Origin of the sequence: Halorussus litoreus (genome assembly GCF_003382685.1) — an archaeon.
Taxonomy (GTDB): domain Archaea; phylum Halobacteriota; class Halobacteria; order Halobacteriales; family Haladaptataceae; genus Halorussus; species Halorussus litoreus.
Genome location: NZ_QLVG01000061.1, coordinates 15107 through 33509, shown reverse-complemented (window position 1 = coordinate 33509; position 18403 = coordinate 15107). Strand labels below are relative to the sequence as shown.

At 66.0% G+C, this 18403-nt stretch carries 26 protein-coding genes and 1 tRNA gene; 18 read left to right on the top strand and 9 right to left on the bottom strand.

The window, feature by feature from the left end; all coding sequences use genetic code 11:
* Nucleotides 1–47 precede the first annotated feature (47 nt).
* The 3 genes from DPQ64_RS16365 to DPQ64_RS16355 form a co-directional block, all read right to left on the bottom strand.
* On the bottom strand, nt 48–1322 hold the full coding sequence (locus DPQ64_RS16365; protein ID WP_115865381.1) for a hypothetical protein: 1275 nt from the start codon (nt 1320–1322) through the stop codon (nt 48–50).
* A 105-nt stretch (nt 1323–1427) separates the two neighbouring features.
* The gene (locus DPQ64_RS16360) at nt 1428–1703 is read right to left on the bottom strand and encodes a ubiquitin-like small modifier protein 1 (RefSeq protein WP_115865380.1); all 276 of its coding nucleotides are present in this window, start codon (nt 1701–1703) and stop codon (nt 1428–1430) included.
* A gap of 59 nt (nt 1704–1762) precedes the next feature.
* A complete protein-coding gene (locus DPQ64_RS16355) occupies nt 1763–2734 on the bottom strand; it encodes a hypothetical protein (RefSeq protein ID WP_115865379.1) in 972 nt (323 codons plus the stop codon).
* Nucleotides 2735–2911: 177 nt separating this feature from the next.
* Here DPQ64_RS16355 and DPQ64_RS18965 point away from each other — a divergent pair, with 177 nt between their 5' ends.
* Nucleotides 2912–3112, top strand: coding sequence for a hypothetical protein (locus tag DPQ64_RS18965; RefSeq protein WP_157971756.1), 201 nt, complete (start codon nt 2912–2914; stop codon nt 3110–3112).
* 476 nt (nt 3113–3588) lie between these two features.
* On the opposite strand, the gene DPQ64_RS16350 is transcribed toward DPQ64_RS18965, so the two are convergent.
* The 4 genes from DPQ64_RS16350 to DPQ64_RS16335 form a co-directional block, all read right to left on the bottom strand.
* A complete protein-coding gene (locus DPQ64_RS16350) occupies nt 3589–5274 on the bottom strand; it encodes a TrkH family potassium uptake protein (RefSeq protein WP_115865378.1) in 1686 nt (561 codons plus the stop codon).
* Complete coding sequence (locus DPQ64_RS16345; RefSeq protein WP_115865377.1) at nt 5264–5977, bottom strand: potassium channel family protein; 714 nt, start codon at nt 5975–5977, stop codon at nt 5264–5266. Before DPQ64_RS16345 ends, DPQ64_RS16350 begins: the two co-directional genes overlap by 11 nt.
* A gap of 89 nt (nt 5978–6066) precedes the next feature.
* Nucleotides 6067–6879, bottom strand: a complete 813-nt coding sequence (locus DPQ64_RS16340) for a TrmB family transcriptional regulator (protein WP_115865376.1) — start codon at nt 6877–6879, stop codon at nt 6067–6069.
* A gap of 455 nt (nt 6880–7334) precedes the next feature.
* Nucleotides 7335–8048 (bottom strand): helix-turn-helix domain-containing protein, encoded by a 714-nt coding sequence (locus DPQ64_RS16335; protein WP_115865375.1) that lies wholly within the window; start codon nt 8046–8048, stop codon nt 7335–7337.
* Between the two features lie 132 nt (nt 8049–8180).
* On the opposite strand from DPQ64_RS16335, the gene DPQ64_RS16330 reads away from it, so the two are divergent.
* Entirely contained in the window at nt 8181–8954 is a 774-nt protein-coding gene (locus DPQ64_RS16330; RefSeq protein WP_115865374.1) for a metal-dependent hydrolase, read from the top strand.
* Between the two features lie 23 nt (nt 8955–8977).
* Here the strand turns inward: DPQ64_RS16330 and DPQ64_RS18960 are convergent, their stop codons facing one another.
* Both DPQ64_RS18960 and DPQ64_RS16325 read right to left on the bottom strand, forming a co-directional pair.
* Nucleotides 8978–9121: a hypothetical protein gene (locus DPQ64_RS18960; RefSeq protein ID WP_157971755.1), complete on the bottom strand. Its 144-nt coding sequence runs from the start codon at nt 9119–9121 to the stop codon at nt 8978–8980.
* A gap of 183 nt (nt 9122–9304) precedes the next feature.
* Nucleotides 9305–9375 (bottom strand) — tRNA-Gly (locus tag DPQ64_RS16325).
* Nucleotides 9376–9585: 210 nt separating this feature from the next.
* On the opposite strand from DPQ64_RS16325, the gene DPQ64_RS16320 reads away from it, so the two are divergent.
* Genes DPQ64_RS16320 through DPQ64_RS16245 form a run of 16 tightly spaced genes read left to right on the top strand, consistent with a single transcriptional unit; the run spans nt 9586 to nt 18402 of the window.
* Nucleotides 9586–10479 (top strand): putative RNA uridine N3 methyltransferase, encoded by an 894-nt coding sequence (locus DPQ64_RS16320; RefSeq protein ID WP_115865373.1) that lies wholly within the window; start codon nt 9586–9588, stop codon nt 10477–10479.
* Nucleotides 10480–10483: 4 nt separating this feature from the next.
* Nucleotides 10484–11500 (top strand): 50S ribosomal protein L3, encoded by a 1017-nt coding sequence (locus tag DPQ64_RS16315; RefSeq protein WP_115865372.1) that lies wholly within the window; start codon nt 10484–10486, stop codon nt 11498–11500.
* A gap of 3 nt (nt 11501–11503) precedes the next feature.
* On the top strand, nt 11504–12250 hold the full coding sequence (rpl4p, locus tag DPQ64_RS16310; RefSeq protein ID WP_115865371.1) for a 50S ribosomal protein L4: 747 nt from the start codon (nt 11504–11506) through the stop codon (nt 12248–12250).
* Entirely contained in the window at nt 12247–12501 is a 255-nt protein-coding gene (locus DPQ64_RS16305) for a 50S ribosomal protein L23 (protein WP_115865370.1), read from the top strand. Before rpl4p ends, DPQ64_RS16305 begins: the two co-directional genes overlap by 4 nt.
* A 3-nt stretch (nt 12502–12504) precedes the next feature.
* Nucleotides 12505–13224: a 50S ribosomal protein L2 gene (locus tag DPQ64_RS16300; RefSeq protein WP_115865369.1), complete on the top strand. Its 720-nt coding sequence runs from the start codon at nt 12505–12507 to the stop codon at nt 13222–13224.
* Nucleotide 13225: 1 nt separating this feature from the next.
* Complete coding sequence (locus DPQ64_RS16295; RefSeq protein ID WP_115865368.1) at nt 13226–13651, top strand: 30S ribosomal protein S19; 426 nt, start codon at nt 13226–13228, stop codon at nt 13649–13651.
* A gap of 3 nt (nt 13652–13654) precedes the next feature.
* Complete coding sequence (locus tag DPQ64_RS16290; RefSeq protein WP_115865367.1) at nt 13655–14116, top strand: 50S ribosomal protein L22; 462 nt, start codon at nt 13655–13657, stop codon at nt 14114–14116.
* On the top strand, nt 14116–15075 hold the full coding sequence (locus tag DPQ64_RS16285) for a 30S ribosomal protein S3 (protein ID WP_115865366.1): 960 nt from the start codon (nt 14116–14118) through the stop codon (nt 15073–15075). The genes DPQ64_RS16290 and DPQ64_RS16285 overlap by 1 nt, the downstream gene beginning before the upstream one ends.
* Nucleotides 15075–15290: a 50S ribosomal protein L29 gene (rpmC, locus tag DPQ64_RS16280; protein ID WP_115865365.1), complete on the top strand. Its 216-nt coding sequence runs from the start codon at nt 15075–15077 to the stop codon at nt 15288–15290. The genes DPQ64_RS16285 and rpmC overlap by 1 nt, the downstream gene beginning before the upstream one ends.
* A gap of 7 nt (nt 15291–15297) precedes the next feature.
* Nucleotides 15298–15771: a ribonuclease P protein component 1 gene (locus DPQ64_RS16275; RefSeq protein WP_115865364.1), complete on the top strand. Its 474-nt coding sequence runs from the start codon at nt 15298–15300 to the stop codon at nt 15769–15771.
* A complete protein-coding gene (locus DPQ64_RS16270; RefSeq protein WP_115865363.1) occupies nt 15762–16172 on the top strand; it encodes a 30S ribosomal protein S17 in 411 nt (136 codons plus the stop codon). The genes DPQ64_RS16275 and DPQ64_RS16270 overlap by 10 nt, the downstream gene beginning before the upstream one ends.
* The gene (locus tag DPQ64_RS16265) at nt 16172–16570 is read left to right on the top strand and encodes a 50S ribosomal protein L14 (RefSeq protein ID WP_115865362.1); all 399 of its coding nucleotides are present in this window, start codon (nt 16172–16174) and stop codon (nt 16568–16570) included. The genes DPQ64_RS16270 and DPQ64_RS16265 overlap by 1 nt, the downstream gene beginning before the upstream one ends.
* Nucleotides 16567–16923 (top strand): 50S ribosomal protein L24, encoded by a 357-nt coding sequence (rplX, locus tag DPQ64_RS16260; protein ID WP_115865361.1) that lies wholly within the window; start codon nt 16567–16569, stop codon nt 16921–16923. Before DPQ64_RS16265 ends, rplX begins: the two co-directional genes overlap by 4 nt.
* Nucleotides 16920–17696: a 30S ribosomal protein S4e gene (locus tag DPQ64_RS16255; protein WP_115865360.1), complete on the top strand. Its 777-nt coding sequence runs from the start codon at nt 16920–16922 to the stop codon at nt 17694–17696. Before rplX ends, DPQ64_RS16255 begins: the two co-directional genes overlap by 4 nt.
* Nucleotides 17693–18217 carry a 50S ribosomal protein L5 gene (locus DPQ64_RS16250; protein WP_115865359.1) on the top strand — a complete coding sequence of 175 codons (525 nt, stop codon included), beginning with the start codon at nt 17693–17695 and terminating at the stop codon, nt 18215–18217. The genes DPQ64_RS16255 and DPQ64_RS16250 overlap by 4 nt, the downstream gene beginning before the upstream one ends.
* Entirely contained in the window at nt 18214–18402 is a 189-nt protein-coding gene (locus tag DPQ64_RS16245) for a 30S ribosomal protein S14 (RefSeq protein ID WP_115865358.1), read from the top strand. Before DPQ64_RS16250 ends, DPQ64_RS16245 begins: the two co-directional genes overlap by 4 nt.
* Nucleotide 18403: the final 1 nt, after the last annotated feature.

Here is an 18403-nt window from a genome sequence, read left to right as displayed (position 1 = left end):
GGCGACGCCGGAGCGCGCCGCGCTCCGGCGTCGCCAGCCCAGATGGCCTAATCTTCCGCGCGTTGTTCGTCACCCTGCTCTTCCGTGTGCTGGTTTTCGGTCTGCTCGCCGGCCGTCTCGTCGCCCCGGTCGTCCGCCTCTTCCCCGCGTTCCTCGTCGCTCACGCGCTGGTCCTGCTCGCGGTCGTCGTCTTCTGTTGGGACGTTCGGGTCCGAGACCTCGATGTCGTTGTCCTCCCAATCGAACTTCTCGAACCCGCTCCCGGATTCGAGGATGAACGGCCCGGCAGCAAGCGTCCGCAGGGTCACCGTCATCGCTCGGAGGACGTAGGAGGTGAGGGTGAGGTAGGGCGTGAGCGCGACGGTGTAGGCGACGCTGACGAACACCATCAGGGGCGTGAGAGTGAGAAACGACACTTCGGGGAAGAGGTTGGAGTCGAGCGCGAGCAGGACGTACGAGGTGAGAATGATGGACGGGAGCGAGACGTACAGGAGGTTTCTCGACAGCTTCGCGAACTCCCGCTTGTAGTACAGCGACTTGAAGTACTCCCGACCGGTGGCGAACACCTTCAGCGTCTCGACGAGGTGGTCTATCGCGGCCTCTTCGTCGTCGCTCAGTCTTTCGCCGTACTTGCGTTTGAAGTGTCGAGCGACGTGGAGCTGCCACGAGTAGTCGTAGTTCAGCCCCGCGAGCAGGACCTTGAACGTGCCGAAGCGGGTGTCGGTCAGCGTCTCGCCCGCGCGCTCGGCCTCCTCGGTGATCTCCTCGGAGAACGCCTCGGCCTGCTTGCGGAAGTCCGGATCGTCGCTCTCAGCCGCGATGTCCGCCAGCGCGGCCGACTGCTGGTCGATTATCTTGAGGATGATCCGGAGGAACTCGGCCGGGCGCGCCGGACTCACGTCGCCCTCGATGAACTCCTCGATCTGGCCGCGGTAGTCGATGGAGGCGTCGATGCGCTCGCGCTGGTGCTCGATGTCGGTGATCTCCTCCGAGAGCACGATGGAGTTGATCGAGACGACGACGGAGACCAGCAGGATCATCCCGCTGAGCAGCGTGTTGAACAGCGTCTGTATCGTGTTCGTGTCGTTGAGGAGCGCGTACACGTCCACCGGTCGGACGACCGACAGCGACAGCAGGACGACGAGGACGATGACCAGCAGGACCGCTGTCGCGTGCATCCGCTCGCCGTGCAGCAGGAACCAGTGAGCCACCCGCTCGTGCAGCGACGACGTTTCGCCTCGACCGCCGGGCAGTAACGTGTCGAGGGACCGCCGGTCCGAGAGCAGGTCCTCGACGTCGTCTTCGATGTCCTCCGGCCCCATTCCCACGGTAGATACCGGAGCGAGACGGTAAGCGCTTCTGGCTGAACGGACGAGGTTCGAGAATCGCAGGCAGTCTGACACTCCGAACGCCCGCTTCGGGTCCGATTACCCGCCGCTGACCGGCGGGAACAGCGCGAGTTCGTCGCCCGTCGCCAGTTCGGTGTCGAGGCCGTCCTGCGTGGCGACGTTCGCTCCGTTCCGCAGGACGTTGATGTGCTCGCGCAGGTCGCCATCCTCGTCGTAGACCCGGTCGGCCAGCTCGGGGTGGTCGTCGACCAGCGCGTCCAGCGCCGCTCCGACCGTGTCGCCCGGGTCGGCGTCGACCGCGACCTCCTTGCCTTCGGCGACCTCGGCGAGGTCGGCGAACAGCTTCCACTGCATACGCCGGGCTTGGATGCCGGGCGTCTTTGTTCCATCGCTCCCGGAAGCACGGTTCGCCGTCACGAAACCCGATTCACCACCGACGCGGGAAACCGCCGCGGCTCCCCGTCGACAGCGAGGTTGTCGAAGTAAGCGTCCACAGCGACCGGCGTCACCGGGTCGCCGACCCCGACGCCCACTCGGACGAGTCGCGCGTCCGCGCCGAATCGTTCGACCGGGTCTTCGAACGATTCGCCGTCGTAGCCGTCCTCGACCGCGGTGTACTCGAACCAGCGGCCGCCCGTTCCGTCGTCGACGGTTTCGCCGCCACCGGTTCCGTCGCCCTCGCGGCCCATCCGCGCCAGCACGTCGAACGTCCGCCACTGCCCGGAGCCGCCGGCCTCGCCGTCCTCGTCTCCACCGCCGCCCCCGCCATTCTCACTGTCCTCGCCTCTCCCGCCGCCTCCGCCATCCTCACTGTCCTCGCCTCTCCCGCCGCCCCCGCCGGCCTTGCCGCCCTCGCCTCGGTCGACGGCCAGCGACGCCCCGTGGCGGCCGTCGTCGTTCTCGACCACGAGGAACGTCTCGCCGGGCGCGGCTCCGGTGGTTGATTCCCCAGTTTCGGCCTCCCCACCGGCGTAGTAGTCGTACGACAGGCTGTCGAGGCCGCCGAGCGTGGTCCCCGACGGCGCTTCGACCGTCGAGACTGCGTAGTCGACCGTCGATTGCCCACCCGAGGTGACGTGGATGGGTCGCGGATGGTCGTCGTCGCGCATCACCTCTCCGGCGCGTTCGACCGTCATCACGTACTCGCCGTCGCCGTCGAGGTCGAACAGCGTGACTCCCGGCTGGAGTTCGGCATCGACCTGTTGGCCGAGGCCTCGGCGTTCCGTTCCCGTTCCGACTCCGGCCCTCGCTTCAGCCGCGCCCCCGGTTCTGCTCTCGGCAGTAACCCTCGTTCCGCTCTCGGCTGCGACCCCCGTTCCGCTCCCGACCGCGACCCCCGCCGCGGCGGCGACTGTCCGAAGCACCGCGCGTCGCTCCCGATCCATGCTCATCGACACGACCTGCGGCGGTTTAGGTGTTGGTCCGTCTGTGGTCGCGTCACCGCTTTGCGGTGGTCGCGTCGTGTTCGCCGCGTGTCCCAGAATCGCCGACAATCACTGCAGTTTACCGGGACGAGTCCACTCGACCGTGGCACTAAGCGACATCTCTGCGAGTATCTACCAATGCCCGAGGAACCGGTCGACGAGTCCGAGTCATCTTCTACGCCACCTCCTGTTCTGGGAGACGATCACGCGAGGATGCTGGTGTCGGTAGACGTGGCCGAACTCAAGGCGGCGATCACGTACGCGAAGATTCTGCGTCGGACGAAGCCAGCGTCAGCAGAACTATTCGAGGAACAACCCCGCGAAATATTATCGGCGTAACTCCCCACGACTCGTACACCACCGTACTCAAAGAGCAGTCGTGCGTGGAGGGGTGCGACGACTCTCCTCACGGGCCGGATCTGTACCGAGTGCGCGCGGAGAGTCACCCCGACGACGAGGAACCGAGATTGCACTGGCGTTTTCTCGGCCGGGTGTCGTCGGACGACCGGTCGGAATCCGTCCGCACGCGTGAGTAAACCGAACTCGAAGACTCGTACTACGGAACCTCGTACCGAGCGACGCTGGTCGAACCACAGTTCGGGCATTCGACCCCGTCGTCGGAGAGCGTCGTTCCGCAGTTTCGACACTCCTGGATGACGAGTGGCCCGGATCGCTTCGAGAGCCACTGTCGAAGCGTTCCGGCGATATTCATGAGACTGAATGCGATATCGAAACGGAATAATTTACCGGATTCTTCAGTGGGTCTCGAAGCTCGCACTGTCTTTTCGGGGTCCCCGTGAACGTAGCTCTTCCGCTCAGCGGGGGTTGAGCCCGTAGAGGAGCGACCGCCCGAACACGAAGATGGGGATTATTTCGAGCCGTCCGACCCACATGTTCAGTACGAACATCGCCTCCGCCACCGCGGGCATCTCCGGGCCGGTGATCCCCGACGACAGGCCGACGTTCCCTTGCGCACTCGCGACCTCGAACAACGCGTCCGCCAGATCGAACGCGGGACTAGTGACGTTGACCAGCACGAGCGTGCTGGTGCACAGGATGATGATCCAGAGCAGGCTGACGATAGCGGCCTCACTGAACTCCCGCTCCATCTCCTCGCGGTTCAGGTGTCGCCCGTCTATGTCCGCAGTGACCACAGCGCTCGCGGGCAGGAAGACCCTCGAAAACTGCCAGATGATGCCTCTACCGATAGTGTACGCTCGGATGAGTTTGATACCACCGACCGTCGACCCGGCTGCGCCGCCGACGACCATCGCTGCCGAGACGATGAATTTGCCTCCGGAACTCCACCCGCCGATGTCCGACGATTGGAACCCGGTACACGAGAGGGCACTTATCCACTGGAACAACGAATCTCTGACGGCGGTCGTCTGGATCGCGGAGAGTCCGACCGACTGTAGCCCGACGTAATCCGTGGGGTCGAACGCGTCGGTAACTGCCACGATGTTCTGGAGCGAAAGAACGAACGCGCCTACTCCGAGTAGGACGAAGAGCCACCGCGTCTGTAGATCCTCCCAGAACAGGTCGATATCCTTGTTTTTCAGAATTCCGTAGTGGATCGGGAAGGCGATAGCACCGAGCGTCATGATCGGTAACAGAACCGTCTCGATGAGCGGCGAGTCGTAGGTAGCGATGGAGTTGTCCGTGACGGAGAACCCGCCGGTCGCCAGCCCCGTCATCGCGTGGTTGAGCGCCTGCCAGAACGCTTCCCACGTCGGTAGCTGGGAGCCGTAATCGGACGCCAAGATGGCGAGGAACATCGCAACGATGGAGAATGCGGTGTAGAATGCGAAAATCTTCCAGACCGATCGAACCGTCGAGATGATGCTCGGGTGGATCCGTTCCTCTCTGGCCTCGCTCCGGTAGAGCGCGTAACTTCCGCTGCCCGGGCGAGCGAGGATGGCGGTCGTCAGCACGATAACACCCACACCGCCGACCCACTGCATGAGCGACCGCCACCACTGGATCGTCCGCGGCAGCGTGGGTTCGTGAACTGCCATGGTCAGCCCCGACCCGGTCCACCCGCTCATGCTCTCGAAGAAGGCGTGGAGCGGATGGCGGAAGTAGACGAGGCTGGACCGTGACTCCAGGCCGAGAACGGTCACCGCTTCGTACGAGTCCGGTTGCGGTGCGGCCGCGACGTACGACTGCATCGCTGCCGACGGAGTGAAGTGGGCCGTCAGGAGGAACGGAATCGCCCCGAAGCAGGCGACGAAGAACCACCCTGCCGCCGCGATTATCATCCCGTGTTTCATCCGTGGTGCCGCCGCGTCCGCGAAGAGTCGGCGAGCACCCAGTCCGACGACGCCGGTGATGCCCGCGGCCACCAGAAACGACACTGCGGCGTACCACTCGGTGAAGATCGCGGCGACGATGACAGTGGCGCTCATCAGCCCCGACTCCATGGCGATCAGCGATCCGACGTCCCGACTGATGATCGCGAGGTCCGAGGGAACCCGCCGCGCCAGCGTACTAACTTTCATGCGAAGCTTCGTCGGTAGCGGTAGTGTGGTCCTCGTGGTGACCGAAAACGTCGGTGACCGCTGGCGTCGCACCCTCACCGGAGTAGACCGTCACGAGATCGCCGACCTGAACTTCGGTGTTCCCGCGAGGCGTGATCGGTCGGTCGGCTCCGTCGCGTTCGATAGCCACGATGAGCATGTCTTCGTCGAGTAGCTCGTCCGAGGCGGCCTGCTGGATGGTCTTTCCGGCGATAGTCGCGTCCTTCCCGACGCGAATCTCGAACACCTCCGCCTTCTCACCGATGCGCATGTAGTCCACGATAGAGGGTCGCTGGACGGCCCGATAGAGATACTCCGCGATGAGTCGCTGGGGATTCTCCATGGTGTTCACGCCGATGCGGGAGAACAGATCCATGTGCTCGGGGTTGTGGACGACGGAGACGACGTTCGGAACGTCGAGTTCCCTGGCGAGCAGACTGACCATGATGTTTGTCGCGTCCTGGTCGGTCGTGGAGATCAGTGCGTCCGCACGGTCGATGCCAGCGTCGAGAAGCGTATCCTTCGTCGTGGCGTCGTCTTTGAGAACGAGACAGTCGTACATCGAAGCAGCCCGTTCGGCCTTTTGTTCGTCGCGCTCGATGACGACGACCTCGTTCCCGCCAGAAGTAGCGATTTTGATGAGGGGCGTTCCGATGTTGCCCGCGCCAACGATTACGATGTACATTTTCGCGTGACTTTATCGGGTAGGGACGAAAAGTTACCGCTCTCGACCGTGACCGAAGGCGCGATAGGGCCCCACTCGTCGCACTTCTCTCACGGCCGTCCGATGGCGAGTGGTTCGGCCGTCTCCCACCGGGGCGCGAACTCCTCGAGCGCGTCGGCCGCGAACTCGGGGTCCTTCATGTCGATCATGGCGAACGCGCCGCCGGGGTTCAGCGGGTTCGCAACCTCGATGCACACTTCCACGTCGTCGATGAGGTTGAACGTCCCCTGGAGGCTCTTGGCGGTCCGGACCGCAAAGGACGGGTGGTCGGCGAGCGTCTCGGTGTAGCGTTCGCCCACGCTCGCCGGGAGGGTGTCGACGAGTTCGGGCGACATCAGCAGCGACACCTCGACCCCGCGATCGAGCGCGGCTTCGAGGTGCTCGGCCACGAGCTCGCCCACGTCGCCGATGTCGAACTGGGCGCTGGCCTCCCCGGCCACCATCACGATGCGGTCGTCGGCGGCGTCGAGGCGCTCGACCAGCAGGTCGACGGACTCCTCGGGGCCCACGGCGGCGGTCCAGAAGCCCTCCTCGACCGGCTCGGCCGCGTCGAGCTCCTCGGTGAGGTCGTCGACGATGGCCTCGTACTGCTCGGCCTGCTCCTCCAGTTCGGCCAGTTTGTCGTCGAGCAGGCGATTCAGCGCGGTGTCGGGCTCGACCGCGACGTACTTCTTCGGACGGCTCGCGCTCTGGGAGCGCGCGAGGCTGTGGGTCTCCAGACTGCTCAGCACGTCGTAGATCCGACCCATCGGCACGTCGCTCGCCCGCGACAGCTCCTTGGCCGTGGTCGGCCCCGCGTCGAGCAGCGAACGGTACGCTCGGGCCTCGTACTCCGACAACCCGAGGTCTCGCAGAGTAGCCATACTGTGGGCATTCGGCTCGGGAACTATAAACTCTCGGTATGTTTGTTTAGGGCGCCGGGGGTCGTCTGGACCGGTGGTGTGGTAGCGGTGGCGTGGCGGTAGCGGTGCCGTAGCGGTAGCGGTGCTATGCGGTTGCGGTGCAGTGACGGTAGCGGTGCAGTGACGGTAGCGGTGCTATGCGGTTGCGGTGCAGTGGCTGTGCTGTGGTGCTGCGGTCAATCCTAGGTTCAAGCGATAGCTAGCGTTCTCGAATTGGACCTTCTCGAACCAGAAGAGAACGAACGCGTGACCTAGCTACTGCTTGAGCCTAGGATTGACCGCACCGCGACTGCCACGCCACCGCTACCACACCGCAACAGCGATCGCCACCACACCGCAACAGCGACTGCCACGCCACCGCTACCACGACCGCCACCACACCGCAACAGCGACCGCCACCGCGAACCACTCACGCCTCAGGGCAGGTCGCCAAGCGACTCCAGCACGTCGTCCAGCGGGTCGTCCGTAATCGCGAGCGAGAAGCCGTCCAGTTGGGCCATCTTCGGCGCGTGCTCCCAGAGGTTGGCCTCGTCCAGCCCGTGGAGCACCACCGCGTTCGGCGTGGGGTTCACCACGCGCATCGCCACGAGCGGCGACTCCCCACGGGTGACGTTGGTGAACATCAGCGCCCTGCTCGTGCTCTGGCCGTACAGTCGGTAGAACTCCTCGCTGGAGAGGCGCGTGATGGCCTGGATGCTGTCGATGACGGTGTGGCCGGTGACGTGGTCGTGGTCGCTACTCGCGAGTTCGGTCGCGCCCACTGCGTCGTAGAACCGGTCGAGTCCGACTGCGGTGGGGTACTCCCTGAGGTCGTTGACGATGTCGCTCTCGAAGCCCGCCGACAGCACCCGGGCGTACTGACGGATGCGGTCGCCGCCGCGGCGCTGGTCGATGTCGAGCAGGCCGTTCACGATTCGGGCCACCACGCCGATGCCGGGGCTCTCCCGACGGCCCGACTCGTAGTCACTGACGACCGACGACGACACGTCGAGGTGGTCGGCGAGTTCGGTCTGGGTGACGCCGAAGTCGGTCCGCCACTTGCGGAGCGTCGCGCCCGGGTCGTCGCTGAGGGTTATCTCGCCCGCGATGCGCTCGGCGAGGTCGTCGCGGGGGTCGGTCGCGTCGGTCATGGGGACGAATGAGCGCGACGGCGGCAAAAGTGCATCGAAATCGGGGTTCGGCGAACGTCGAAACCGAGAGGACGTGTAACCTCCCTAACTAACCAGAACACTGATAGTGCAATCGACCCCCAAACACGATAGATGCCATCGACGGTCGTCCACGTCGCGCTGGCCGGACTGGTCGGGACCGCCCTGCTGGCCGACCGCTTCGACGCGAAGGCGATCCTCGCGGTGATGGCCGCGACCGCGTTCCTCGACCTCGACGTGATCGTCGGCTTCTGGATTCCGGGCGCGCACCGCGCGGCGTTCCACACGCTGGTCCTCCCCGCCATCTTGGGAACTGCGCTCTGGTGGGACCTCCGCGGCCGTACTCGTCCGCGAGTGCAGTCATCATTAGGTCGAATAGTTCGCGAGCGCTCGCTCGTGCGCACGCGCTGGGGCGCGCGAGGCGTCCGCGTCGCGTGGGTGGGCGTGGCCACGATAACGCTCGCGGGCATCGGCCCGGACGCCTTCTTCAACGGCGCGAACCTGTTCTACCCGTTCCACGACCGGTTCTACGAACTCTCCGGCGAGGTGCTGTACTCGACCCACGACGGCTTCGTCCAGACCATCGTGAACGTGAACCTCGACGCGCTTGTCGACGCAGTCGTGCCAGAGGGCGGAGGCGGCGGAGGCGAAGCCGGTGCGGGGTCGGGCGGGAGCGGTGGATCAGGAGGCGGGAGCGGCGGCGCCGACGGCACCGTCCGAACGACGGAGAACACCCACTACCGGACCGGGTTCGACCCCACGCGGGGCGAGACCCCAGAGAACGTCGAGCGCATCTTCCCGGTGGCGATGACCGGCGAGCGCGCGCTGCTCGCGCTCACGGGCTACGCGGTCGTCGGCTACCGCATCTGGGAACAGCGGCGAGACTGAACCGAGATTCGAAGCCCCCGAGCTCACTCGCTGGCGTTGCGGTCGGTCTCGACGAGCAGGTCCTTCGCATCGACGACGAACACGATGGCGCTGAGCACGACCAGCACGATGCCGACCGTCATCAGCATCGCGCCCGCGGCGAGTATCAGGACGACCCCGATCAGCAACGCCCCGGCGGTTCCGAGGGTGAGCAGCGTGTCTCAGGCCCCGGATTTCATGGACTAGCGCAGGCCGGAAACGGGGAAACGCGGCAAGGCCGCTTTAGATTCGGATGTCACTGAACGAGTCGAGTCTCAATGCGCTACGGTCGAGTGACCCAAGCACCGCTCGCCAGTTTGCGTCGCCAAAAATGCGCCGGCCGAGATTTGAACTCGGGTTGCGACCATGGCAAGGTCACGTGATACCACTACACTACCGGCGCGCGTCTGCATTCAACGATAACACCCGGTCACTAAATAAGGCTTCCGAAAGCGGGCGGAATCGGGAGACGGTGGCACGGTTCAAGCTCCGATTTCCGGCGCGAGGCGCTTTGTGGTGCCGTCTCATCCCCGGAACAGAAGCGGCACCCTTTTAAGAACCAAGCCGGTACGATTCGCTACAGTCTAGTGACGGGGCGTCGAAGCGTCACGGTATGACTGTCAGCGTACTCGTTCCGTCATCCCTCGTCCGGGAAGCCGAGGACAAACGCGAGGCGACTCGCAAGCTCGGCTACGTCGCACGCGCGGCGATCGTCTTCCGGGCCGACCGCCTCGTGGTCTTTCCGGACCCCGACGGCGAGCGGAAGTGGGGTGGCGGGTTCGTCAGCACAGTGCTGGAATACGCCGCGACGCCGCCGTACCTCCGAAAGGAGGCCTTCGGCGTGCGGGACGAACTGGAGTACGTCGGCGTCCTACCGCCGCTCCGCGCCCCGTCGCTGACCGGCTCCGAATCCGAGGGTTCGGGGTCGATAAGACAGGGAATCGTGACCGAGGTCGGACCTGAAGGGCGCGTTCGGGTCAATTGCGGACTGCAACACCCGATCTCCCTCGTCACCCCGCCGGCAATGGCGGTCGACGAGGGGGAGCGCGTTACCGTCAGGATCTCTTCGCGAAGTCCGGTCCGCGCGAAGCTCGTAGACGAGCCCCTTCCGGGCTTGTCGGTGACGCGCGCGGACCTCCCGGCGGCACTCGACCGCGACGATGCGGGCGTCCGAATCGCGACGTCCCGCCACGGGGTCGAGCTGACGACTCGGCGGCTGACCGACGCGGTCGGCCGCATCGAACGCGACGGCATGACTGTCGCGTTCGGTTCACCGGGTCGCGGGCTGCCGGAGATACTCGACCGCTCGACCGACTCGCTCGACCGCGCGTGGCCGAGCGACGACGAATCGAGGGACGAGGCGGACGCGGAGTCCCGAGTCGAATCCGGCGCACCCAGCCGGTTCGACCTCTGGATGAACGCGGTTCCGAATCAAGGCAGCGAGGTCGTGCGAACCGAAGAAGCGATGTTCGCCGCACTCGCGTGCCTGAACCTCAAAGAGAAGTGATACGATGCCAGAGACAAGCAGACCACGTAAAGGTTCGCTCGGGTTCGGCCCCCGCAAGCGCGCGACCAGCGAGGTTCCGCGCTTCAACTCGTGGCCCGAAGGAGACGGTAATCCGTCTCTGCAGGGCTTCGCGGGCTACAAAGCGGGCATGACCCACGTGGTGATGGTCAACGACGAGTCAGACTCACCCCGAGAGGGAATGGAGGAGACCGTCCCCGTCACCATCGTGGAGACGCCCCCGATGCGGGCAGTCGCCCTGCGAGCCTACGAAGATACGCCGTACGGCAAAAAGCCGTTGACCGAAGTGTGGGGCGAACAGTTCCACGACGAACTGAGCCGCACGCTCGACCTCCCAGAGGACCCCAACCTCGACGCCGCGGCGGACGAACTCCGCACGGCCGTCGACCGGGGCGACGTCGCGGACCTCCGCGTCGTCACCCACACGGTCCCGAGCGAGCTTCCGAGCGTGCCGAAGAAACAGCCGGACGTGATGGAGACGCGCGTCGGCGGCGGGTCGCTCGACGACCGCGTCGAGTTCGCGCTCGACCTCGTCGACGACGACGGCGCACACGACATGAACGACGTGTTCCGCGCCGGCGAGTACGCCGACGTGAGCGGCGTCACCAAGGGCAAGGGGACGCAGGGTCCCGTCAAGCGCTGGGGCGTCCAGAAGCGGAAGGGCAAGCACAAGCGCCAGGGCTGGCAGCGACGGATCGGCAACCTCGGTCCGTGGAACCCCTCGCGCGTGCGTTCGACGGTGCCCCAGCAGGGCCAGACCGGCTACCACCAGCGCACCGAACTCAACAAGCGCCTCCTCGACATCGGCGAGGACGACGACGTGAACGTCGACGGCGGCTTCGTCAACTACGGCGAGGTCGACGGCCCGTACGCGCTGGTCAAGGGCTCGGTGCCCGGCCCGGACAAGCGCCTCCTGCGCTTCCGACCTGCCATCCGACCGAACGACCAGCCGCGCCTCGACCCCGAGGTGCGGTACGTAAGCACCGAATCGAACCAGGGATAACTCATGCAGGCAACTATTCGAAACCTCGACGGCGAGGACGACGGGACGCTGGACCTGCCGGACGTGTTCGAGACGACCGTCCGGGAGGACCTCGTCAAGCGAGCCGTGCTCGCCGCGCAGGCAAACCGCAAGCAGGACTACGGTGCCGACGACTACGCCGGGATGCGGACCTCGGCGGAGTCGCCCGGTAGCGGACGCGGGATGGCCCACGTCCCCCGTACGAACGGGCAGGCAGCGCGCGTGCCCCAGGCGGTCGGGGGTCGCAAGGCCCACCCGCCGAAAGAAGAGACCGACCGAACGCTGTCGATCAACGACAAGGAGCGAAAGAAGGCCACCCGGAGCGCCGTCGCGGCGACGGCCGACGCCGAAGTCGTGGCCGAGCGCGGCCACCGCTTCGACGACGACACGGAACTCCCGCTGGTCGTCTCCGACGAGTTCGAGGACCTCGTGAAGACCAAGGAGGTCGTCGCGTTCCTCGAATCGGTGGGTCTCGACGCCGACGTCGAGCGCGCCGAGGAGAACAAGACGGTCCGAGCCGGACAGGGGACCACCCGTGGCCGGAAGTACAAGACGCCGCGGTCCGTGCTGTTCGTGACCAGCGACGAGCCCTCGAAGGCCGCCCGCAACCTCGCGGGTGCCGACGTGGCGACGGCCGCCGAGGTCAACACCGAAGACCTCGCACCCGGCGCACAGCCGGGACGGCTGACCGTCTGGACCGAGAGCGCGGTCGAGGAGGTGGCCCAGCGATGAGCGGGATCATCGAGTACCCGTGGGTCACCGAGAAGGCGATGGACGAGATGGACTTCAAGAACAAGCTCCAGTTCGTCGTCGACCTCGACGCCGACAAGCCGGAGATTCGCGACGAGATCGAAGCGCAGTACGACGTCACCATCGAGAAGGTGAACACGCAGGTGACGATGAACGGCGACAAGAAGGCCACCGTCACGCTCTCGGAGGACGACGACGCGCAGGAAGTCGCCTCCAGAATCGGGGTGTTCTGACACATGGGACGACGAATCCAAGGACAGCGACGCGGTCGCGGCACGCCGACGTTCCGCGCCCCGTCGCACCAGTACAAGGCGGACCTCACGCACAGAAAGCCCGAAGACGTCGACACCATCTCCGGAACGGTCGTCGACATCGAGCACGACCCGGCCCGGAGCGCCCCGGTCGCCGCGGTCGAGTTCGAGGACGGCGACCAGCGCCTCGTCCTCGCCCCCGAGGGCGTGGGCGTCGGCGAGCAGATCCAGGTCGGCGTCAGCGCCGAGATCAAGCCGGGCAACACGCTCCCGCTGGCCGAGATCCCCGAAGGGGTCCCGGTCTGCAACGTCGAGTCCAGCGCGGGCGACGGCGGCAAGTTCGCCCGCGCCTCCGGCGTGAACGCGACGCTCGTCACCCATGACCGCAACGCCGCGGTCGTGGAACTCCCGAGCGGCGAGGTCAAGCGGCTCTCGCCCGACGCGCGGGCGACCATCGGCGTCGTGGCCGGCGGCGGCCGCACGGAGAAGCCGATGGTGAAGGCGGGCAACAAGTACCACAAGATGAAATCGCGTGGTACCAAGTGGCCCAACGTGCGCGGCGTCGCGATGAACGCCGTGGACCACCCGTTCGGCGGCGGCGGCCGCCAGCACCCGGGTCGACCCAAGTCCGTCTCGCGGAACGCACCGCCCGGACGCAAGGTCGGCGACATCTCGTCCCGGCGCACGGGACGGGGAGGGAACTGACATGAGCGACAGCGGATACCGAACCGGCCGCGAGGGTGAGTTCACCTACCGCGGTCACACGCTCGACGAGTTGCAGGCGATGGACGTCGACGAGGTCGCGGAACTGCTTCCCGCGCGACAGCGGCGAACTATCGAGCGCGGCCTGTCCGCCCAGCAGGAGAAGCTGCTGGACGAGGCCCGCGAGGCCGGACAAGAGGAGACGGCCAACGACCCGATCCGAACCCACCTCCGGAACATGCCGATCCTGCCGGCGTTCGTCGGCAAGACGTTCGAGGTGTACACCGGTCAGAGCTTCGAGCGCGTGTACGTCGAGCCCGAGATGCTCGGCCACTACCTCGGCGAGTTCCAGCTGACCCGAACGTCGGTCGAGCACGGACAGGCCGGCATCGGCGCGACGCGCTCCTCGAAGTTCGTGCCACTCAAGTAAACCATGGGAATCAGTTACAGCGTCGAGACCGACCCGGACACCACCGCCAAGGGGATGCTCCGGGAGCGGCACATGAGCAACAAGCACAGCAAGGCCATCGCCCGCGAGATCAAGGGCAAGACCGCCGCGGAGGCGCGCGAGTACCTCCAGCAGGTCATCGACGGCGAGCGGTCGGTGCCGTTCAAGCAGCACAACAGCGGCGTCGGCCACCGGAACGACATCGACGGCTGGGACGCCGGCCGCTACCCCGAGAAGGCCAGCAAGGCGTTCCTCGACCTGATCGAGAACGTCCTCAACAACGCCGACCAGCAGGGGTTCGACGGCGAGGAGATGACCATCGCGCACGTCGCCGCCCACAAGGTCGGCGAGTCCGAGGGCCGCAAGCCCCGAGCGATGGGTCGCGCGACCGCGTGGAACACGCCCGAGGTCGACGTCGAACTCGTGCTCGAGGAGGGTGACGAATAATGGCTGACGAACAGCAGTTCATCCACGACGGACTCCAGCGCAGCCAGATCGACGAGTTCTTCGCCGACGAACTCGGCCGCGCGGGCTACGGCGGCATGGACGTCGCCAAGACCCCGATGGGCACCCAGATCGTGCTCAAGGCCGAGAAGCCCGGCATGGTCATCGGCAAGGGCGGGAAGAACATCCGGAAGATCACGACCCAGCTCGAGGAGAAGTTCGACCTCGACGACCCCCAGATCGACGTTCAGGAGGTCGACGAGCCGGACCTGAACGCCCGAATCGTCGCCGACCGACTTGCCAACGCGCTCGAACGCGGCTGGTACTTCCGGAAGGCGGGCCACACGACCATCGACCGCATCATGGACGCCGGTGCCCTCGGTGCCGAGATCGTCCTGAGCGGGAAGGTCACGGGCGCTCGCTCGCGCGTGGAGAAGTTCAACCGCGGCTACATCAAGCACAACGGCGAGCCGGCGGAGGACATCGTCGACCACGGGCAGGGCGTCGCGGTCCTCAAGCTCGGCACCATCGGCGTGGACGTGAAGATCATCCCGCCGAACGCCAAGCTCCCCGACGACTTCGAGATCTCGGAGGACGCGAGTCCCGAGGAGGTCGTCCCGGACGCCGTCGAGGCCAACGAGAGCGTCGAGGAACTCCTCGAGGAGCCGACCGACGAGGAACTCGACGAACTCGCCGAGGACGAGGCGGCCGAGGACGGAGCGGCTGCCGAGCCAGGCGAAGAAGAGGTCGACGAGGAAGTCGTCGAGGAGGTCCTCGAAGAGGAACTCGCAGACGACGACTCCGAGGAGACCGAAGCGGACGACGACGAGGGGTCCGCCGACGAGAGCGACGCAGTCGAGGAGGACCTCGACGAGGACGTCGAGCAGGAAGCCGAGGAACTGATGGACGAGATGGAGTCCGAGGACGGCGAGTCCGACGACGGCGAGGAGGGTGACGAATAATGGCCATCCTCCACACCGAGGAGATCCGCGACATGACGCCGGCCGAGCGGGAGGCCGAACTCGACGAGCTCGAGACGGAACTCCTCAACGCGAAGGCAGTGAAGGCGGCCGGTGGTGCCCCCGAGGACCCCGGCCGATTCCAAGAACTCCGCCGGACCATCGCGCGGATCAAGACGATCCAGCGAGAGGAAGGCGACCTCGAGGAAGCAGAATAACCGAACCATGCCGCTGACACCCGAGACGCTGACACGACACGAACTCAACGGACTCCCCGTCCGCGTCGTCGACGCGACGAACCCCGACCTCGTCGGAATCGAGGGGCGGGTCGTCGCCGAGACGCAGGGGACGCTGAGCGTCGCGTCGGCCGACCGGGTGCGACAGGTGCAAAAGCAGGGCTCGACGTTCGAGTTCGCGCTCACAGATGAACCCGCCGACTGTTCCGAGCCACGCTCGGAACCCCGTCGCGTCTCGCGCGACGGTGCCGCGAAGGAGTCGGGGACCGCGTCCAAACGTGGGTCGGAAACTGCCGGAGTACGCTCCGGTCAGTCTGACTCGTCCGCCGAGTTTCACTCGTCGGACTCCGGGGGAAACCCCCGCGAATGCGAGGGCGTGGCCTACGTTACGGTGGATGGCGCGCGGCTGCTCTCACGACCCGAACTACGCACCGAGAAGGCAGGTGACTCCACATGGCAATAGGACTAAACGTACCAGAACCGGAGGGGACCTGCTCCGACGAGAACTGTCCGTTCCACGGAACGCTTTCCGTGCGCGGCCAGACGCTCGAAGGGGAGGTCGCCTCCACAGACATGGACAAGACCGTTATCGTCGAACGCGAGTACGACGTTCCGGTTCCGAAGTACGACCGGTACATGAAGCGCCGGTCGCGCGTTCCGGCCCACGCGCCGGAGTGTATGGAACTGAGCGTCGGCGATACGGTCCGCATCGCAGAGACCCGACCGCTGTCGAAGACGAAGAGCCACGTCGTCGTCGAGGAGTTCGAGACGACGCGGAGCTTCGCGGCGGGCGGCACCGAACACGGCGACTCCACGGAAGAGGAGGAGTCGGTAAGCGACCTCGACGCCGGAGGTGACGACTGATGGAAGCGCTGAAGGCCGACGTAACTCAGGGCCTCTCGAAGGGCTCGCTGCTGACGTGCGCCGACAACACCGGCGCGCGTGAGGTCAAGGTCATCAGCGTTTCGGGCTACTCCGGAACCAAGAACCGCCACCCGAAGGCGGGCATCGGCGACAAGGTGACCGTCTCGGTCACCAAGGGCACGCCAGAGATGCGACGGCAGGTGCTGGAGGCGGTCGTCGTCCGCCAGCGCAAGCCCATCCGGCGTCCCGACGGCACCCGCGTGAAGTTCGAGGACAACGCCGCCGTCATCATCGACGACGTCGAGGAGCCCCGCGGTACCGAGATCAAGGGGCCCATCGCGCGGGAGGTCGCCGAGCGGTTCGGAAGCATCGCGAGTACGGCTACGATGATAGTATGACACGGCAACCACGCAAACAGCGAAACCAGACCGAGGCCGCGTCGCTCCACGAGCGCCACGACCAGGTCATGGCCACGCTCGCCGACGACCTCTGCGAGGAGTTCGACACCCGGAGCGTCCGGGTGAACGTCGGCGACACGGTCGAGGTGATGCGCGGGGACTTCGCCGGCGAAGAGGGCGAAGTCATCGACGTGGACCTGCGCGACGCGGTCGTCCACGTCGAGGACGTGACCGTCGAGAAGGCCGACGGCGAGGACGTGCCCCGACCGCTCGACGCGAGCAACCTCCGCGTGACCGACCTCGACCTCGAAGACGACGTGCGCGAGGCGCGGCTGCGAGGTGAGAACGAATGACGAAACACCAGAAGCGACTCTCCGTTCCGAAGTCCTGGCCGGTCGAACGCAAGACCGAGACCTTCACCGTGAAGGCCGATTCGGGCCCGCACGGCGAGGACGGCGTCCCACTGCTCGTCCTGCTGCGGGACGTGCTGGGCTACGTCGCCTCCCGGAAGGAAGCCCGGTACGCCCTCGAAGAGGGCACCGTGCTGGTCAACGGCGACGAGGGCGTCGCCGAGGACCGGCCCATCGGGATGTTCGACATCCTCGCGTTCACCGAGCGCGACGAGTACTACCGTGTGTTCCCCGGACAGGGCGGTCGGCTCGCGCTGACCTCCATCGACGCCGACGCGGCCGACAGCAAGCTCGGCAAGATCGAGGACAAGACGAAGGTCACCGGCGGCCGGACTCAGCTCAACCTCCACAACGGGCAGAACATCCTCGTCGACGAGGACGACGAGTACGCCTCCGGCGACTCTATCGTCGTCGACAACGACGGCGACGAGATCATCGCCCACTTCCCCTACGAGCAGGGGAGTCTCGTGACCGCCGTTCGCGGCGCGCACGCCGGGGAGATCGGCGAGATCGACGAGATCCAGGTCACGCCGGGCAGCGGCTCGAACAACGTCGTCGTCGAGCAGGTCGGCGACGAGGGCTCGTTCGAGACCGTCGAGGAGTACGTCGTCGTCATCGACGAGAACTTCACCGACAAAGTGGACGCAGACGACGACTCTGTGGACACCGAGTCAGAAGCCGACGAGGCTGACGCCGAGGGAGGTGACGACGAATGAGCGAAGCGGAGGCCGACTTCCACGACATGCGGGAGCCGACCGTCGAGAAGGTCGTCGTCCACATGGGCGTCGGCGAGGGCGGTCGCGAACTCGCGGACGCCGAGGAGATCCTCGAGAGCGTGACCGGCCAGACGTCCGTCCGGACGCTCGCGAAGGCCACCAAGCCCGAGTTCGGCATCCGGCAGGGCGACCCCATCGGCGCGAAGGTCACCCTGCGCGACGACGACGCCGACGAGTTCCTCGCGAAATCGCTGCCGCTGGCCGACGTGGCCGCTCGGCAGTTCGACGAGAACGGGAACTTCAGCTTCGGCGTCGAGGAACACACCGAGTTCCCGAGCCAGGAGTACGACCCGAACGTCGGCATCTACGGCCTCGACGTGACGGTCAACCTCGTCCGGCCGGGCTACCGCGTCAGCAAGCGCGACAAGGTGACCCGGTCGATTCCGTCCGGACACCAGCTTACAGCCGACGACGCAGTCGCGTACATCGAATCCAACTTCGACGTGGAGATAGAACGATGAGCGAAACCGAAACAGAAAGCGACTCCGAGGCCACCGGAGAGCACGCCGCCAAGCGCACTGGCCAGATCGAAGAGTGCCAGCGCTGTGGCCGCAAGCAGGGACTCGTCGGCAAGTACGACGTGTTCCTGTGTCGACAGTGCTTCCGCGAGGTCGCTCGGAGCATGGGCTTCAAGAAGTATCGATAAT

Bases quoted from the DNA above. Each gene is read 5' to 3' on its own strand.
- rplX (WP_115865361.1), top strand. From the start codon at position 16,567: ATGACACGGCAACCACGCAAACAGCGAAACCAGACCGAGGCCGCGTCG.
- DPQ64_RS18965 (WP_157971756.1), top strand. From the start codon at position 2,912: ATGCCCGAGGAACCGGTCGACGAGTCCGAGTCATCTTCTACGCCACCT.
- DPQ64_RS16330 (WP_115865374.1), top strand. From the start codon at position 8,181: ATGCCATCGACGGTCGTCCACGTCGCGCTGGCCGGACTGGTCGGGACC.
- DPQ64_RS16290 (WP_115865367.1), top strand. From the start codon at position 13,655: ATGGGAATCAGTTACAGCGTCGAGACCGACCCGGACACCACCGCCAAG.
- DPQ64_RS16365 (WP_115865381.1), bottom strand. From the start codon at position 1,322: ATGGGGCCGGAGGACATCGAAGACGACGTCGAGGACCTGCTCTCGGAC.
- DPQ64_RS16265 (WP_115865362.1), top strand. From the start codon at position 16,172: ATGGAAGCGCTGAAGGCCGACGTAACTCAGGGCCTCTCGAAGGGCTCG.
- DPQ64_RS16255 (WP_115865360.1), top strand. From the start codon at position 16,920: ATGACGAAACACCAGAAGCGACTCTCCGTTCCGAAGTCCTGGCCGGTC.
- DPQ64_RS16285 (WP_115865366.1), top strand. From the start codon at position 14,116: ATGGCTGACGAACAGCAGTTCATCCACGACGGACTCCAGCGCAGCCAG.
- DPQ64_RS16360 (WP_115865380.1), bottom strand. From the start codon at position 1,703: ATGCAGTGGAAGCTGTTCGCCGACCTCGCCGAGGTCGCCGAAGGCAAG.
- DPQ64_RS16300 (WP_115865369.1), top strand. From the start codon at position 12,505: ATGGGACGACGAATCCAAGGACAGCGACGCGGTCGCGGCACGCCGACG.
- DPQ64_RS16315 (WP_115865372.1), top strand. From the start codon at position 10,484: ATGCCAGAGACAAGCAGACCACGTAAAGGTTCGCTCGGGTTCGGCCCC.
- DPQ64_RS16350 (WP_115865378.1), bottom strand. From the start codon at position 5,274: ATGAAAGTTAGTACGCTGGCGCGGCGGGTTCCCTCGGACCTCGCGATC.
- DPQ64_RS16355 (WP_115865379.1), bottom strand. From the start codon at position 2,734: ATGGATCGGGAGCGACGCGCGGTGCTTCGGACAGTCGCCGCCGCGGCG.
- DPQ64_RS16295 (WP_115865368.1), top strand. From the start codon at position 13,226: ATGAGCGACAGCGGATACCGAACCGGCCGCGAGGGTGAGTTCACCTAC.
- DPQ64_RS16340 (WP_115865376.1), bottom strand. From the start codon at position 6,879: ATGGCTACTCTGCGAGACCTCGGGTTGTCGGAGTACGAGGCCCGAGCG.
- DPQ64_RS16270 (WP_115865363.1), top strand. From the start codon at position 15,762: ATGGCAATAGGACTAAACGTACCAGAACCGGAGGGGACCTGCTCCGAC.
- rpl4p (WP_115865371.1), top strand. From the start codon at position 11,504: ATGCAGGCAACTATTCGAAACCTCGACGGCGAGGACGACGGGACGCTG.
- DPQ64_RS16345 (WP_115865377.1), bottom strand. From the start codon at position 5,977: ATGTACATCGTAATCGTTGGCGCGGGCAACATCGGAACGCCCCTCATC.
- DPQ64_RS16250 (WP_115865359.1), top strand. From the start codon at position 17,693: ATGAGCGAAGCGGAGGCCGACTTCCACGACATGCGGGAGCCGACCGTC.
- DPQ64_RS16320 (WP_115865373.1), top strand. From the start codon at position 9,586: ATGACTGTCAGCGTACTCGTTCCGTCATCCCTCGTCCGGGAAGCCGAG.
- rpmC (WP_115865365.1), top strand. From the start codon at position 15,075: ATGGCCATCCTCCACACCGAGGAGATCCGCGACATGACGCCGGCCGAG.
- DPQ64_RS16245 (WP_115865358.1), top strand. From the start codon at position 18,214: ATGAGCGAAACCGAAACAGAAAGCGACTCCGAGGCCACCGGAGAGCAC.
- DPQ64_RS16305 (WP_115865370.1), top strand. From the start codon at position 12,247: ATGAGCGGGATCATCGAGTACCCGTGGGTCACCGAGAAGGCGATGGAC.
- DPQ64_RS16275 (WP_115865364.1), top strand. From the start codon at position 15,298: ATGCCGCTGACACCCGAGACGCTGACACGACACGAACTCAACGGACTC.
- DPQ64_RS16335 (WP_115865375.1), bottom strand. From the start codon at position 8,048: ATGACCGACGCGACCGACCCCCGCGACGACCTCGCCGAGCGCATCGCG.